Genomic DNA, 15,716 nt, shown 5'->3' on the forward strand with positions numbered 1-15,716 from the left:
GCCCGCGCCGTTCTTGTCACGTTAGACCCGGCAGCCCCGTCCTCGGGTTGCCCCGGTCACCGGGCCGGCGGGCCGGCTCTGCAGGCGCTTCAGATGGGGAGAAAGAAGAACGCCAGCCCCAGCATCACGTACACCGCCAGGAGTTGGACTCCCTCCAGCCAGTGCGATTCACCGTCCAGCGAAACCAGGGCCATGACGCCACTGGACAGCACCACGGCCACGACTTCCAGCGAGGTGAAGTGCAGGTCCATCGGAGCCGGCCCGACGGCATAGCTCAGGAAGACCAGCAGCGGGGCCACGAACATGGCGATCTGTATCGACGAGCCCACCGCGATGTTCACGGCGAGATCCATCTTGTCCTTGGCCGCCATCAGCACGGCCGTAGAGTGCTCCGCCGCATTGCCGACCAGTGCGACGAGGATGACGCCCACGAACACCTGGTTCATGCCCAGATCGTGGGATGCCTCCTCGAGGGCACCCACCATGATTTCGGACATCAGTCCCACGGCGGCGGCCGAGAGCAGGAGCAGTCCGGCTGCTCGCCGGGCTCCGCCGCCGGAGTGTGAGTCTCCCTCGTCGTCGACGGTGGCAACGGCGGCCCCGGTACCCAGATACAGGTGGGAGTGCGTACGGAAGCTGAACAGGAGACCGAGTACGTACGTTGCCATCAGAACGATCGAGATGTCCAGGCTGAGGCCCCGCTCGAGCCGGGCCGCATCGTTCCCCGCCACCTCGTGAAAGATCGCGGGCAGCACGAGACCCGCCGAGGCGAGCAGGAGCATGGTGGCCCCCATGCTGGCTGCCGTGCGGTTGAACCGCTGAATCGGAGGATGTCGCAGCCCCCCCACCAGGATGCTGAGCCCGAGGACGAGGAGAACGTTTCCGATGATCGAACCGGTGAGCGAGGCCTTGACGACGTCGACGAGTCCAGCTCGCAGGGCCACGATGGCGATGATGAGCTCGGCGGCGTTGCCGAAGGTCGCGTTCAGGAAGCCCCCCCAGCCGGCGCCCACCTGCTCGGCCAGTCGCTCGGTGGCCCGACCCATGTAGCCGGCCAGCGGTACGATCGCCACGGCGCTGGCGATGAAGACGGGCGTCCCGTTCAGCCCGAGACCCCAGCGCATCGACAGAGTCAGGGGGACGGCCAACAGGAGGAGCAGTAGCACCCGGTCGACCGTCAGAACTCGGCTGTCCGCAGAGGTTGGACCGGTCACCTGCCCTCCCGGCTCGTCCGATCGGCCCCGAGGGTGAAGGCCCGGGAGGCCCGGGCGCAAAGCACAGGCCCTCTTGCCGGCCGTCGTGAAGGAGAAGGCGCCGTCCGGATTCGAACCGGAGTAGGGGGCTTTGCAGGCCCCTGCCTAGCCACTCGGCCACGGCGCCGCTGAAGGAACCCTCAGGCTCCCGCGGCGCGGAAAGTAGCGGCTTCCGGAACCCGTGGCCAGAGTGAAGTTTCGCTTGTGCGCTCTACCGGCGCGCCTCTATACTCCGGTCTTCGCGCACCACGAAGTGAGCAGGTTCACGCCACGGGAGAACACATGTCCCGGAGTCCGGCTCCAATCTGGCGTCGCCCCGGCTGGGCGGCCGGCGTCGCACTGGCGGCACTGGTCCTGGGTCCGGGCAGTCTCCTCGGACAGCAGAGGGACCGGGACGCCCGGATTCCGCAGGCGGGATCCCTCTGGATCGAGTTCGCACCCGAGTTTTACAGCTGGAACGAGCAGTTCGCCGAAGACAGCGATGTGGCGGACGATGGCCAGAGGGAGCCGGTCTACGCACACTACGACGGCACCCTGACGGAGAGGCTGTTTCCAGGCCTCGACCCGATGCTCGCGGTGGTGAACCAGGATGCCGGGGCGCTCGGGTTCACTCCGATCACCGCGGAACAGCTGAACCTGGGCGCTCTCGATTTCGGAAGCATCGATGTATTCGAGCGGCGAATTCCACTCGGGCTCCAGTTCGGCATCGGTGGCTTCGCCGCGATCGAGGTTTCCGCCCCCCTGGTGAAGACGGAGGTGGAAATCGGATTCAGCTTCGATTCCGCGGCCGCAGAACTCGTGCGCGGAAACTCGGTTCTGGCCGACCCGTCGACCTTCTTTTCCCAGTTCGACGCGGCCCAGGCCGAGCTTCAGGCGGTGCTCGACGGCGGCGGTCTGTCACCGGCGGATTCGGCGACCGTGCTTCAGCTCCTGGCGGATTCGCAGGCCTTCGAGGACGCCCTCGGCGCCCGGGTGATGTCCGGGCAATACCTGTTTACGTCGGGAAGCGCCGCCGGACAGGAGATCACCGGGACGTACGGGGGCTTCGAGACCGGCTTCCAGTCGTTCGGTGTCACGCTGCCCGGATTCAGCCTTCCGGCCTCGGCCGCCCGCGCGGACCTGAATGCCTACTTTCAATACGACCCCGTACTCGGCCAGCCGCTGCAGAACGTGACGCGCGGCTGGGCCATTCCGGAAATCGAGCTCGGGGTGCGCTTCAAACTGCTGGACACCTTCGGCTGGCCGGAACGTCCCGAGCCCGCCGCCGCGCCCGAGGAACCCATTGACCTGGAGCCGGTCACCGCAGGTGGACCGGCAGAGACCGATTCGACGGCCGCGGCCCCGGACACGGCCTCTGCGCCCCAGGACACGGCCACTGCGCCCCCGGACACGACCTCTACGGCCGCCCCGGATACGACCTCCGTCGTTCCTCCCTCTCCAGGAGTTCGCTGGCGCACGACCGTGGGCGCCCGGTATCGGCTCCCGCTCGGGAGTCCCGACGAAGACCCGTACACGAATCCGGACGTCTTCCTTCAGCAGCCGGTGGGAACGGGGACGGCCGACTTCGAACTGGAGATCTTCCAGGACATCGGGGTGGGGCAGCGGTTCCTCGCCGTGATCGGCGCGACGCTCGGCATACAGATGTCCGACGAACTCGTCCGACGGGTGGCCGCGCCGGGAGCTCCCTACGCGTATGCCTCCCAGAAGACGGAGGTGACGCGGGACCTCGGCAATTTCCTGCAGATCGTGGTATCGCCACGGTTCTCGATCACGGAAGCCCTTTCGCTGGCCGTCGAGTACTCCTTCTGGAACAAGAAATCGGACACGTACAGCTCGCAGGGATCCGTCGACGCGGCACCGCTCGAATGGGAGACCTCGCAGACGCGACACATGCTGGGCATCGGTGGCTACTATCGGACGACCCGGTTGTTCGCCGCCGGGCGCGCCGGATTACCGGTAGACGTGGCGTTCCTGTGGCAGACCGCCATCGCCGGGCAGGGAGGACAGACGCCGGCCTGGGGCGTGGTCACCGCCTCGCTGAGGGTGCCGCTGCAGCTATTCTGAGAGCAGCTCGGCGGCGTGCCTGCGGGACGCTTCCCGATCCGGATCCCCGCCGAGCATCCGCGCCAGCTCTTTCACTCGTGCCTCTCCTTCCAGCTTCGTCACGGTCGCGGACGCGATGTCGCCGTCGCGCGCTTTCTCGACTCGCAGGTGGACCGAGGCGCGCGAGGCAATCTGGGGAAGGTGGGTCACGACGAATACCTGGTGCCGTTCGGCGACCTCGGAGAGGCGCGTGGCCACGCTCAGAGCCACCTGACCGCCCACGCCGGCATCGATCTCGTCGAACACGAGGCTGGGAACTCCGTCCACGGCTGCGAGAACCGACTTCAACGCGAGCATGACGCGGCTCAACTCACCGCCGGACGCCACGCGAGCCAGCGGCGCGGGGTCGAAGCCGACGTTCAGACCGACCTCGAACTCCACCCGCTCGGCTCCGTGGGCCCCGGGCTGCTCCAGGTCCAGAAACCGGACCCTGAATCGACCGCCCTCCATCCCGAGCTCGTGGAGAAGGTCGGTCACCTGCACCGCCAGTCGCGAAGCCGCCTCCCGGCGGAGCGCCGAGAGTTCGGACGCGGCGTCGAACAGCTCGCCTCGCGCCGAGTCCGCCTCCTCGGACAGGGTCTTGAGGTCGAACACGCTCCGGTCGGCCTCGTCCAGCTCGGCCCGGGCGGCTCGGCCCGCCTCGAGCACCTCCTCGATCGAACCCCCATACTTGCGCTTGAGCCTGTGGATCAGGTCCAGTCGCTCACGGACGGCCGCCAACCGGTGAGGATCGTGCTCCACCGAGCCCCGGTAGCGCTCGAGGCGCGTGCCCAGCTCGGCGAGCAGCGTGCGGATGTTATCGAAGATCTCGGCTACGTCCGCCGCCTCCGGATCGATGCGGACCAGCTCACCGATCGGACGCGACAGAGCGCCCGTCGCCTCCACGATGGCTCCTTCCTCGCCGTACACCCCCTCATACAGGGAAGAGGCGAGCTCCAGCAGTTCCTCCGAGTGTTCCAGTCGCCTCGCTTCCGCACGCAGCGTTTCCTCTTCGCCGGGCTCCAGCGCCGCGGCCTCGATCTCCCGAGCCCTGAACTCGAGGAATTCGGCTCGTTCACGCGTCGCCTCCGCGCGCTCCCGCCCGGCGGCGATTCGGGCACGAAGGGCCGTCCACCGTTCGAAAACCTCTGCGGTGCGCCGTGCCACGTCGCCCGCTCCGGCGAACGCGTCGAGAATCTCCCGCTGCGCGTCGCGAGCCAGCAGAGCCTGGTGCTCATGCTGTCCGTGGAGATCGACCAGTCGCTCCCCCAGCCGTCCAATCAGGCTCGCCGTCGCCGGAGAGCCGTTGACCCAGGCCCGGTTGCGCCCCTCTCGGAGGACTTCGCGCCGCAGGATCAGCCAACCGTCTTCGAGCTCGATCCCCTGCTCCTGACACTCACCGGCCAGCTCCGGCAGCGCCGACAGGTCGAAGACGCCTTCGACGAGCGCGCCTTCCTCGCCCGTCCGCACGACGTCCGACGAGGCTCGCTCCCCGAGAAGCAGCCCCAGCGCTCCCACGATCAGAGACTTGCCGGCGCCGGTCTCCCCCGTGAGCACGTTGAGGCCGGGCCCGAGGTTGAGACGCAGATCATCGATCACCGCATAGTTGCGGACGCGAAGCTCGGTGAGCATGGAGCGGTCAGTCGGCCGAGGGACGCACGTCGCCCCAGCGCAGCTTCTGTCTGAGAACGGAGAAGAAGTTCTGGTCCGGCATCCGGATCAGGCGAACCGGATGTGGCGATCGCCGGACCGTGACTCGTCCACCGCCCCCGAGGCGTCCTCCGCTCTGCCCGTCCACCGTGACGAGAATGCCATCCATGCGGCTCAGGATCTCGACGTGGATCGTCGCACCCGCCGGCACCACCACCGGACGAATGGCCATCGTGTGCGGGCAGATCGGGGTCGCCACCAGGGCGTCGAGCGAGGGCACGAGAATGGGACCGCCGGCAGAAAGGCTGTAGGCCGTCGAGCCGGTCGCCGTGGCGACGACGATGCCATCGGCGCTGTACTGGCCGACCTCCTCCTCATCCACCCAGACCCGCATCGCCATCAGCCTCGCGAAGCCCCCCTTGTGCACCACGGCATCGTTGAGCGCGTAAAAGGACTGCCGGGACTCGGCCGGCGCGTCGCCGTCGGAGTCCGCTGCGGGATGGAGACCCACGTGCAGAGCCAGGCGGCGCTCTTCGGCATAACGCCCGTCCTCGAGGCGACGCAGGAGATCTTCCAGCTCATCCAGGGGCACCGACGTGAGGAAACCCAGCTTGCCGAGATTGCACCCTACGACGGGAACGTCACGCGGCCCCGCAAGCCGGGCTCCACGAAGCAGAGTGCCATCGCCGCCGAGGGTGAGAAGAAAGTCCACCTCTCCAACGACATCCTCGAGGGCCGGTCCCTCTCCCCCCGTCGAAGCCAGCAGGTCCGCCGCGAGGACCAGCTCGGCGCCGATCTCGTCCGCGCAGACCCGGAGCCGATCCACGATCTGGTGAAGCGCGGGATGATGGGGCTGGGACAGCACTCCGAGTCGCATGTCAGTGGGTCCTCTCGATGACGTAGGACGCGATGGCGCGGAGTTGCTCCGACTCGCCGATGCCTTCCAGCTCGGAGATCGCCGCCCGGGCGAATGCCCGGCTCATACGCTCGGTCTGCTCCACGCCGAAGAGCGAGGGATACGTGGCCTTGCCCAGGTCGCGGTCGCGCCCGCTCTCCTTGCCGAGCTGGCCCGAGGTTCCCCTGAGATCCAGAATATCGTCCACGGCCTGAAAGGCCAGTCCGAGATTCAGACCGTAACGCTCCAGGGCATCGAGCTTCGCTTGCTCCGCCCCCGCCGCGATGCCTCCCATCACGACGCAGGCCGCGATCAGACGGGCCGTCTTTCCGGAGTGGATCCGCTCCAGCTGCTCCTGCTCCACGACCCTGCCCTCCGCCCGCAGGTCGAGCAGCTGACCGCCGACCATGCCGGAGGCGCCGGCGGCCGATGCGAGGGTGGTGACGAGGCGGTCCACGGTGCTCGGGTCGAGCTCGAGGCACGAACCGCTCCGCACGATGGAGCGGACGGCCAGCGGCATCAGCGCAGCCCCCGAGAGAACCGCGCAGGCGACCCCGTACTTCACGTGAACCGTGGCTCGTCCCCGCCGCAGCACGTCGTCATCCATGCAGGGAAGGTCGTCGTGCACCAGGGAGTAGGCGTGCACGAGTTCGACGCTGAGCGCCAGATCGGCAATGGCGGGATGGCTCCCACCCAGGCAGCGATAGGCCGCCATCAGAAGAAGCGGGCGGATTCGCTTGCCCGGGCTGGTTACGGAATAGCGGACGGCCCCGGTCACCGCCGGGGGAAGTGGCCCGAGCTCCTCCGAAAGAAAAGTCTCGAGGGCGCGATCGAACTCGAGCCTCAGCTCCTGGAGTCCATGCACGGTGCCGGTCGAGTCGGTCACGGTCGGGATCCCTCTCCCGGGCGCCTACTCGGAGTCCGGTCCACCGTCGCCCTCCTCTCCCTCGCCGACGGGACGAAGCTCCCACGAGCCGAGAGCCGACTCGATGAGCTCCTCGACCCGGCCATTGGCGGTATCCAGCTTCCGTGTCGCATGACGCAGGTGTCCCACCCCCTCTTCGAACAGGGCGAGCGCTTCGTCCAGGCCGAGGTCCCGTCTCTCGAGGGCATCCACGATCGATTCCAACTCGACCATGGCCTCCTCGAAGCTTCGGTCCTCCTCCATCATGTAACCTCGCCGTTCAAAGGTAGATCGCGCGCCTCGACCGTCACGCTCCGCACGATGCCGTCCGCTACCCGCAATCGATACTCCCGTCCCGGCTGAAACATGTGGGTCCGCCGGAGCACCGTGCCGTCATCGGACAGCGGAACGGCGTATCCCCTCTCCAACGTGGCCAGCGGGCTCAGGGCGTCCAATCGGGCGGACGCCATCGACAGGGCGTGGCCCTTCTCTCCGAGAACCTCGTGCGTGGCCCGGGCCAGGCGGTCCGCATCCTCCCGGGCTCTCTCGAGACCCCGGCGGACCCGATCGCGAAGCGCCTCGACCAGCTTCCCGGCCTTCGCATCCAGATCCCGGTAGAGCGATCGGACCTCGGGTACGACCGTCTCCGCAGCCGCGGAGGGCGTTGGCGCACGGTGGTCGGCCACCAGGTCGGCGATGGTGAAGTCGATCTCGTGCCCCACGGCCGATACGACCGGGACGGGGCTGGCGGCGATCGCTCTCGCCACCGACTCCTCGTTGAAGGCCCACAGATCCTCGACCGATCCACCCCCTCTCGTCACGATGATGACGTCGACGGAACCGTGGCGCACGACCCGATCAAGCGCCGCCACGATCTCGGGCGCAGCCTCCTTGCCCTGCACGCGGCAATCCGAAACCACGATGCGCGTCCACGGGGCTCGGCGGCGAACGACGGCGACCACATCCCTGAGCGCAGCCCCGGAACGTGAGGTCACCACGCCCACCGCAGCAGGGACGGCCGGAAGGCGTCGCTTGCGATCCGGGTCAAGGAGCCCTTCCGCCGCCAGTGCGGTCCGCAGCCGTTCGAACGCGAGGCGCCACAAACCCTCCCCGACCGCCTCGATCGCCCGAACGACCAGCTGGTACTTCCCCCCCGCCGGATAGACGGTCACCCGACCGAAGGCACAGACCTCCATGCCATCGTCGGGATCGGTGGGAAGGCCGCGTGCGTCGGAGCGGAACATCACGCAGTCGATCTGCGCATCCCGGTCGCGGAGCGCGAAGTAGCAGTGGCCCGAGCGATGTCGATGCCAGCGGCCGATCTCGCCCCTCACCCACAGGGGCGCGAACGACGACTCGAGCACCTCACGGACCGCCTCGTTGACCTCGCCTACCGGAACGGCGGAAGCGGGCGTGCGGCCGGGTTCCCCGGACCTGGTGGCCGGATCGATGTCGCTACCCTCAGGCGAGGCTGGAGAGGCGCCTCGCTGCCGTGACCGTGTTCTTCAGCAGCATGGCGATCGTCATCGGCCCGACGCCTCCGGGCACGGGCGTGATCCACGATGCCTTGGCGGCCACCTCGTCGTATGCGACATCGCCCACGAGGCGGTATCCGCGCTCCCGGGTATCGTCCTCCACCCGGTTCACGCCCACATCGATGACGACCGTGTCCTCCGACACCATTTCCCCCGTGACGGCGTCGGGTCGCCCCACCGCGACGATGAGGAGATCCGCCGATCGGGTGATCGCTCCCAGGTCCTCGGAACGGCTGTGCGCCATCGTCACCGTCGCATTGGCCCACGGGGCCTTCTGTGACAGGATGGCGGCCATGGGCCGCCCCACGATGTTCGAGCGGCCCACGATCACGGCGTGCTTGCCGGACGGGTCGTAGCCGATGTGCTGCAGCATCACCTGCACGCCGGCTGGCGTGCAGGGGCGGAAGGCATCGGGGTCCCCGCTGGCGAGCCGACCGACGTTGATCGGATGGAATCCGTCGGCATCCTTGTCCGGACGGATCCTCTCCATGACGGTCTTTTCGTCCACGTGGTCCGGCAGCGGAAGCTGGACGAGGATACCGTGAACCGCGGGGTCCTCGTTCCACGCATCGAGAATCCCCAGGATCTCATCCTGCGAGGTGTCCTCGGGGAGCCGCCGGTCGACGTTCCGGATTCCGACCTCGGCGCACTTCTTTTCCTTCATTCCGACGTAGACCTTTGACGCCGGGTTCTCGCCTACGAGCATCACGGCCAGGCAGGGCTCGATCCCCTCGGCCTTCAGTTCATCGACTTCCCGACTGACTTCGTCGCGCACCGCCTGCGCGATCGCCGTACCGTCTATGATCCTGGCGGACATGGTCCTCTCCTGTGATTACGACCGGCGCATCGCTCGGACGACCGGTTCTTACCGGGCGAAGTTCACGGCCCGGGTCTCCCGGACCACCACGACCTTGATCTGACCCGGATACTGCAGTTCCTCCTCGATGCGGCTGGCGGTCTGTTCGCTCAGAGCCGCCATCTCTTCGTCGGACACCTTGTCGGGTATCACCATGATGCGGATCTCCCGACCGGCCTGAATGGCGTACACCTTGGACACGCCCGTGTAGGAGCGAGCGATCTCCTCGAGCTTCTCCAGCCGCTTGACATAGTGCTCGAACGACTCGCGGCGGGCTCCCGGTCGCGCCCCGGAAATCGCGTCGGCCGCCGTGACCAGGAACGTCTCGGGATACTGCGCCGGCTCCTCGCCGTGATGCGCACGGATCGCGTTCAGGACGGGATCGTCCTCGCCGGCTCGCTTGCACAGCTCGTAGCCGATCTCGACGTGGCTCCCTTCCTGCACGTGCGTGAGGCCCTTGCCGATGTCGTGGAGGAGGGCCATCCGCTTGCACATCGCCACGTCGAGTCCCAGCTCGGCAGCCATGTTGCCCGACAGCAGGGCCACTTCTCGGGCGTGTGCCAGCTGGTTCTGTCCGTAGCTCGTGCGGAACTTGAGGTTACCGAGCGCGTCGAGGAGGGACTCGGGAAGGTCGTGGATCCCGAGCTCGTACAGGACTTCCTCGGCGGCCTCGCGCATCTCCCCCTTCACGTCTTCGGCCGCCTTCTCCACGACCTCCTCGATGCGACCCGGGTGAATGCGGCCGTCCGCGACGAGTCGCTCCATGGCGATCCGGGCGACCTCACGGCGGATGGGATCGAAGCTGGAGAGAATGACGGCTTCCGGAGTGTCATCCACCACCACGTCCACTCCGGTCGCGGCCTCGAACGATCGGATGTTCCGTCCTTCACGCCCGATGATCCGCCCCTTCATGTCGTCGCTCGGAAGCGGGACCACCGACACGGTGATCTCCGAGGAGTGGTCCACGGCGAGCCGCTGAACGGACATGGCGATGATCTTCCGGGCCTCTCGCTCCGCCTCCCGCCGCGCCCGCTCCCTGATGTCGCGAACGGTTCGCGAGGCTTCCGCGCGGGCCTCATCCTCGATCTGCGCGACGAGCTCGGCCCGGGCCTCGCGCGCCGTGAGCCCGGCCGTCTTCTCGAGCGTGACCGTGAGGGCCGTACGGTCGGCTTCGAGCTTTTCTTCGCCTGCCTTCAGCTCATCGCGGCGCTGGGCGACCTCCTCTTCCCGCTTCGCCACCCGCTCCTGTCGCTGATCGAGCACGTCGAGCTTTCGCTCGAGCCCCTCTTCACGCTCGAGCAGCCGCTTTTCGGTCTTCTCGAGCTCGACCCGCCGCTGCTCCGCCTCCTCCAGCAGTTCCTGCTTGAGACGGTACCCTTCCTCTTTTCCTTGAAGCTCGGCCGAACGCCGGAGGTTGTCCGCCTCGGTCCGGGCGGCATCGACGATCGCCGCAGCCTCGTCCTCGGCGGAACGTTTAGCTGCGGCGGCACGTCGGGCGTAGAGAACCCGGCCGACCACGACGCCGGCGATCAGAGATACGGCCGCGGCAAGAATGGTGATGAGGTTGATGTCCATCGCCCGCTCCATCTATGTACAGGGAAGAGGAACGCGACGCCGGGGATCGGGTCCGGGGTCGCGCACCAGCCCATCGTTCACCGACCTAAAAAAGACGAGGCCGGCGGCCCCGCTGAGGCCCCGCCGGCCCGATGCACGCTCCTGCCCGCGCTATCCCTCTTGCGCGGACCGTGCCATCTATGCGTCAACTCGACCGTTCGCGAAAGCCAGCGCCTGCCTCGACGGAGACTCCAAGTTGCCCGGTCAATCGCCCGACCGCAAGCCGCCGCCGCTGCCCTCGACCACCGCATCGACATCCTTCCGCAGGTCGGTCAGCCGTCCGAGGACACCTTCCGTCTGGGCGGTTAGATCCCTGCGGCTGCGGAACAGCTCATCGGTGATCTGGAGAGCCGCGAGGACGGCGGCGCGATGCGGTTCGGCCACCTGCCCGTGCACGTGCGCCTTCTGGACGGCTTCGTCCACGTAGCGGGCGCACTCCAGCGTATACTCCTCGGGAGCGTCCGAGCGAATGGCATATTCTTCGCCGAAGATCGTGACGCGAACCGTAGCCTTTGCCGGCCCTTCACTCATCGCTCACTCCTCAGCCCGCGGACTCGTCTTCCATCACGATCAGCCGCGCGCGGATGCGGCCCGCTCGCGCTCGGGCCTCGCGCAGCACTTCCTTCAGTCTGGAGTTCTCCTCCGTCAACTCCTGGAGGCGTCGATCGAGCGAGCCCGGATCCGACGCATCCACACCGGACCGCTCGAGCAGTCCACGAAGCCGCGCGTGCTCCTCCTCTGCGACCGACGCCCGACCACGATATTCCTCGAGCTCCCGAACGAGCTTGCCGATCCCCTGCTCGAGGGCATCCAGCTCACCCGCCACGGCAGCAGGATCATGAGGAGCGGATTCTGGCATCGAATCGTTCCTCCAGGTTGACGGTGATCGACTTCACGGCCCCCTCCACTTCCTCGTCCGTCAGGGTCCGGTCCGCGGCCCGGAAAACGAGCCGCCAGGCAAGGCTGCGCTTCCCCTCGCCCACCCGGTCCCCTTCGTAGACGTCGAACAGGCTCACGGATTCCAGCGTGTCCGGTCCCGCCGACCGGATCGCCGCCGCCACACCTTCGGCCGGCACGTCGCGCCCGAGAACGATGGCCAGGTCACGGGCCACGGCGGGGAACGTGGGAAGATCTTCGTACGGTCGACGATCCTCCAGCTGCACGGCCGCGAGCCTGTATTCCGCGGCGTACACCGGTGCCCCCCACACCGGGGCGTCGACGGCCTCGTCGCGGACCCGACCCGCCACTCCCACCGGCCGGTTCCCCTGCAAGATGCAGAGCGACTCCGACGACAGCCACTCCGACCCGATCGGAAGCCCCTCCCATTCGGGGGCCGCGTCGCGCGGCTGGAGCCGTCCAAGCCCGAGATCGTCAGCCAGTGCCTCCATCCAGCCCTTCAGGTCCCAGATGTCGACGTCCGCGTCGTCTGTGCTCCAGTGCGCAGGGGCGCGCAGGCCCGTCGCCACGAGCGCGACCCGCATCTCCTCGTCGAAAGGAACCGATTCGGCCGACCCGGCCTGGAAGACGGTGCCGATCTCGAACAGCCGGACGTCCCGCCGACCGCGGGACCAGTTGTGTTCGAGACGGCCGAGGAGCACGGGCACCAGATCGGTCCGAAGATACGACTCGGACTCCGACAGAGGTTTCAGAAGTCGAGCCGGCCGGCCGGAGGTGCGGTTGGCCGCCACGAAGCTCGAGCTGCGGGCTTCCAGGGCCCCCAGCCCGACCATCCTGCGACGCGCCCGGTCGGCGCGCCGCCACGTCGAGCTGTCGGAAACCGCGCTGGGCCGGAACGAGCGCTTCTCCTCCGGGAACGAATCATACCCGTAGGTGCGCGCGACCTCCTCGAGCAGATCGGCTTCCGTCCGCACGTCGCCCCGCCAGGTGGGCACCGTCACCGTGAGGTCGTCCGGGCCGGAGGGCACGACCTCGAATCCGATCGGTGACAGCAGGTCACGCACTTCGGGATCCGACAGGTCGAGGCCGAGCACGGCGCGAACTCGAGACCGTCGGAGAGTCGCGAGCGCCGGGGCCTCCGGCGCTCTCCCCACCCGGATCGCCACCGGATCGGCCCGGCCGCCAGCCGTGGCGAGAATGAGCTCCACACAGCGCTGCAGAGCCACCTCCATGGCCGACTCGTCGATCCCCCTCTCGAAGCGATAGGACGCATCCGTGGCGAGGCCCGCGGCCCTCGCCGTATGACGGGTGTGGCGAGGGTCGAACGCGGCGCATTCGATCAGCAGATCGGAGGTCCCCTCGGACACTTCGGAATCCGCACCTCCCATCACGCCGGCGAGGGCCACGGGTCGCTCGGCGTCCGCGATGACGGTCACCTCGGCTCCGAGCCTGTGGTCCTGGCCGTCGAGCGTCCGATGCGCTTCATCCCGAGCGGCACGGACCCGGATCTCGGGCCCATCGATCCGGTCGAGATCGAACGCGTGGAGCGGTTGATTCTGCTCCAGGAGGACGTAGTTCGTCGAATCCACGACGTTGTTGATCGGGCGAGAACCGGCCGCCCGTAGCCGCGACTGAAGCCACTCGGGCGACGGACCGACGCGAACGCCGCGCACGATCGCCGCCAGGTAACGGAAGCAGCGATCGGAGTCCTCGATCGTTACCCGAACGCCGCCCGCGGCCGTCGAGCGGGGATCCGACTCCCATTCGGGCTCCCACGACGGACCGCCGAATGTCGGCAGGGTCAGGGCGGCGGTCCCGCCGGGCGCGAGCTCTCTCGCGACCCCGAGGTGGCAGGCGAGGTCGATTCGATTCGGGGTCAGGTCGACCTCGAGCCGGGCGTCCGGCAGTCCGAGGGCGACCCCGAGCGGATCCCCGGGCGTGTGGCCGTCGGCCAGCCTCATGATCCCCGCGGCATCGCGTCCGAGCCCCAGCTCCTTCTCGGAACACAACATCCCGTTGCTGATCTCGCCCCGGATCTTGCGGCGCTCGATCTTGAACCCGCCCGGCAGGGTGCCACCGGCCGGAATGAAGGGATAGAACGCACCCTCCACCACGATGGGTGCTCCGCAGACCACGTCGAGCGGCTCGGCGCCACCGGCATCGACCCGGCACAACCACAACCGATCCGCGTTCGGGTGCCGCCGGACCTCCACGACCCGCGCGATCCGCACGTCCGTCAGCCCCTCGCCGACCGGCTGCACCCGGTCGACGGGCACGGCACGCGAGCTGAGCCGCGACGCGAGCTCCTCCGCGCTACCCTCCAGATCGGGAGCGAGAGCCCGGAGCCAGCCGACGCTGATGTCCATCAGGCGAACTGCTCCAGGAAGCCCGCATCGGCCTCGTACAGAATGCGGATGTCCGGAATCCGGTACCGCAGCATCGCGATGCGTGCCGGTCCCATGCCGAACGCGTATCCGGTGTACCGCTCCGGATCGTATCCCACGGCCTCGAACACCGCCGGGTTCACCATTCCACTTCCCATGATCTCGATCCACCCCGTGCGCTTGCAGGTGGAGCACCCCGACCCCTCGCAGATGAAGCAGCTCACGTCCACTTCCGCCGAGGGCTCGGTGAAGGGGAAGTACGAGGGCCGAAACCGTGTCCGGGTCCGGGGGCCGAAGAACCGGTGCACGAAGTAGTCGATGGCGGCCCGGAACTCGATGAAGTCGATGCCCTCGTCCACCGCGAGACCCTCGACCTGCTCGAAGGCGGGAGCATGAGAGGCATCGTAGGGGTCACGCCGAAACACCATACCGGGAGCGAGAATCCGGACCGGAGGCTCGTGCTCGAGCATCACGCGCGCTTGAACGGGCGACGTGTGCGTGCGCAGGAGAACGCCATCGTCCAGGTAGAAGGTGTCGTGCATGTCCGCCGCCGGATGGTCGAGCGGGATGTTCAGAGCGGTGAAGTTATGCCAGTCGGTCTCCACCTCGGGACCTGCGGCTCTCGTGAAGCCGAGCTCGCGAAAGATCTCGCAGATCTCGTCGATCACGAGGCTGACCGGATGAGCCGCACCGCGCCAGGAGGGACGACCCGGAAGGGTGAGATCCAGCTCCTCTCCGGTCTCCGGCTCCAATAGCTTCGCCAGCTCTTCCGTACGCAGCTGGAGAGTCGTCTCGAGCGTCTGCTTGACCTGGTTGGCCGTCTTCCCCGCCTCGGGACGCTCCTCGGCGGGCAGCTGCCGGAGCCGCGAGAGCGCCCTGGAGAGAAGCCCGTTCCGGCCCAGGAAACGGACGCGGGCCTCCTCGAGGGACGCCTCGTCCTCCGCCCCCTCGATCGCCTCGACGGCCTCGATTCGGAGGGTCTCCAGGGTCTCCCGGAGACCTGCGGATTCGTCCGTACCGGTCAATGACCGTGCTCTTTCGCCAGACGCGCGAGCTCGGCGAACGCTTCCGGTTCGCGCACCGCGAGATCGGCGAGCGCCTTGCGGTTCAGATCCACACCCGCGTTCCGCAGACCCGCGATGAAACGGGAATACGAGAGATCGTGCTCACGAGTGGCCGCATTGATTCGAGCGATCCAGAGCCGCCGGAAGTCCCGCTTGCGGCGACGTCGGTCCCGGTAGGAATACGCCCATCCCCGCTCCACCGCGTTCTTCGCCGTGCGGTAGAGCTTCGACCGGGCCCCGAATTGCCCCCGGGCCTGCTTGAGTACCTTCTTCTTGCGCTTCTTCCGAGCTACGCTCGTGGTGACACGCGCCATGTCGATATCCTCTTCCCGATGTCTCTATTCCGTTGCTCGCCGCCGACCGCCGTGGGCCGATACAGGCCGGGATCAGCCGCCGAGCAGTCTTCGAACCCGGCTCTCGTCGGCCTTAGCCACCAGCGTCTTCTTGCGCAGGTTTCGCTTCCGCTTCGGGCTCTTCTTCGTCAGGATGTGGCTGTGATACGCCTTGTTGCGTCGAAACTTGCCCGTCGCCGTCTTGCGAAACCGCTTGGCTGCGGACCGGTTGGTCTTCTGCTTCGGCATG

Annotated in this window: 15 protein-coding genes and 1 tRNA gene; 1 reads left to right on the plus strand and 15 read right to left on the minus strand. The window is 67.7% G+C overall.

Annotated features, from left to right (window positions below):
* Positions 1-89: 89 nt before the first annotated feature.
* Positions 90-1,214, minus strand: a complete 1,125-nt coding sequence (cax, locus tag AC36XV_RS09175) for a calcium/proton exchanger (protein WP_492203386.1) — start codon at positions 1,212-1,214, stop codon at positions 90-92.
* 95 nt (positions 1,215-1,309) lie between these two features.
* Positions 1,310-1,380, minus strand: a tRNA-Cys gene (locus AC36XV_RS09180).
* 155 nt (positions 1,381-1,535) lie between these two features.
* Here AC36XV_RS09180 and AC36XV_RS09185 point away from each other — a divergent pair.
* A complete protein-coding gene (locus AC36XV_RS09185; protein ID WP_492203387.1) occupies positions 1,536-3,317 on the plus strand; it encodes a hypothetical protein in 1,782 nt (593 codons plus the stop codon).
* On the opposite strand, the gene recN is transcribed toward AC36XV_RS09185, so the two are convergent.
* From recN to rpmI, 13 genes are all read right to left on the minus strand, one after another.
* A complete protein-coding gene (gene recN, locus AC36XV_RS09190; RefSeq protein WP_492203388.1) occupies positions 3,309-4,967 on the minus strand; it encodes a DNA repair protein RecN in 1,659 nt (552 codons plus the stop codon). The genes AC36XV_RS09185 and recN overlap by 9 nt on opposite strands.
* A gap of 7 nt (positions 4,968-4,974) precedes the next feature.
* Complete coding sequence (locus tag AC36XV_RS09195; RefSeq protein ID WP_492203389.1) at positions 4,975-5,862, minus strand: NAD(+)/NADH kinase; 888 nt, start codon at positions 5,860-5,862, stop codon at positions 4,975-4,977.
* A gap of 1 nt (position 5,863) precedes the next feature.
* Entirely contained in the window at positions 5,864-6,766 is a 903-nt protein-coding gene (locus AC36XV_RS09200; protein WP_492203390.1) for a polyprenyl synthetase family protein, read from the minus strand.
* Positions 6,767-6,790: 24 nt separating this feature from the next.
* The gene (gene xseB / locus AC36XV_RS09205; RefSeq protein ID WP_492203391.1) at positions 6,791-7,051 is read right to left on the minus strand and encodes an exodeoxyribonuclease VII small subunit; all 261 of its coding nucleotides are present in this window, start codon (positions 7,049-7,051) and stop codon (positions 6,791-6,793) included.
* Positions 7,048-8,235: an exodeoxyribonuclease VII large subunit gene (gene xseA / locus AC36XV_RS09210; RefSeq protein WP_492203443.1), complete on the minus strand. Its 1,188-nt coding sequence runs from the start codon at positions 8,233-8,235 to the stop codon at positions 7,048-7,050. The genes xseB and xseA overlap by 4 nt, the downstream gene beginning before the upstream one ends.
* A 10-nt stretch (positions 8,236-8,245) precedes the next feature.
* Positions 8,246-9,136: a bifunctional methylenetetrahydrofolate dehydrogenase/methenyltetrahydrofolate cyclohydrolase FolD gene (gene folD / locus AC36XV_RS09215; RefSeq protein ID WP_492203392.1), complete on the minus strand. Its 891-nt coding sequence runs from the start codon at positions 9,134-9,136 to the stop codon at positions 8,246-8,248.
* 48 nt (positions 9,137-9,184) lie between these two features.
* A complete protein-coding gene (gene rny, locus AC36XV_RS09220) occupies positions 9,185-10,750 on the minus strand; it encodes a ribonuclease Y (protein ID WP_492203393.1) in 1,566 nt (521 codons plus the stop codon).
* 243 nt (positions 10,751-10,993) lie between these two features.
* Positions 10,994-11,320, minus strand: a complete 327-nt coding sequence (locus AC36XV_RS09225; RefSeq protein ID WP_492203394.1) for a cell division protein ZapA — start codon at positions 11,318-11,320, stop codon at positions 10,994-10,996.
* A gap of 10 nt (positions 11,321-11,330) precedes the next feature.
* Positions 11,331-11,648: a hypothetical protein gene (locus AC36XV_RS09230; RefSeq protein ID WP_492203395.1), complete on the minus strand. Its 318-nt coding sequence runs from the start codon at positions 11,646-11,648 to the stop codon at positions 11,331-11,333.
* Complete coding sequence (gene pheT / locus AC36XV_RS09235) at positions 11,626-14,052, minus strand: phenylalanine--tRNA ligase subunit beta (RefSeq protein WP_492203396.1); 2,427 nt, start codon at positions 14,050-14,052, stop codon at positions 11,626-11,628. Before pheT ends, AC36XV_RS09230 begins: the two co-directional genes overlap by 23 nt.
* Positions 14,052-15,095 carry a phenylalanine--tRNA ligase subunit alpha gene (gene pheS, locus AC36XV_RS09240; RefSeq protein WP_492203397.1) on the minus strand — a complete coding sequence of 348 codons (1,044 nt, stop codon included), beginning with the start codon at positions 15,093-15,095 and terminating at the stop codon, positions 14,052-14,054. The genes pheT and pheS overlap by 1 nt, the downstream gene beginning before the upstream one ends.
* A complete protein-coding gene (rplT, locus tag AC36XV_RS09245; protein WP_492203398.1) occupies positions 15,092-15,448 on the minus strand; it encodes a 50S ribosomal protein L20 in 357 nt (118 codons plus the stop codon). The genes pheS and rplT overlap by 4 nt, the downstream gene beginning before the upstream one ends.
* A 72-nt stretch (positions 15,449-15,520) precedes the next feature.
* Entirely contained in the window at positions 15,521-15,715 is a 195-nt protein-coding gene (gene rpmI / locus AC36XV_RS09250) for a 50S ribosomal protein L35 (RefSeq protein WP_492203399.1), read from the minus strand.
* Between the last annotated feature and the right edge of the window lies 1 nt (position 15,716).

Source organism: Candidatus Benthicola sp., assembly GCF_058719085.1.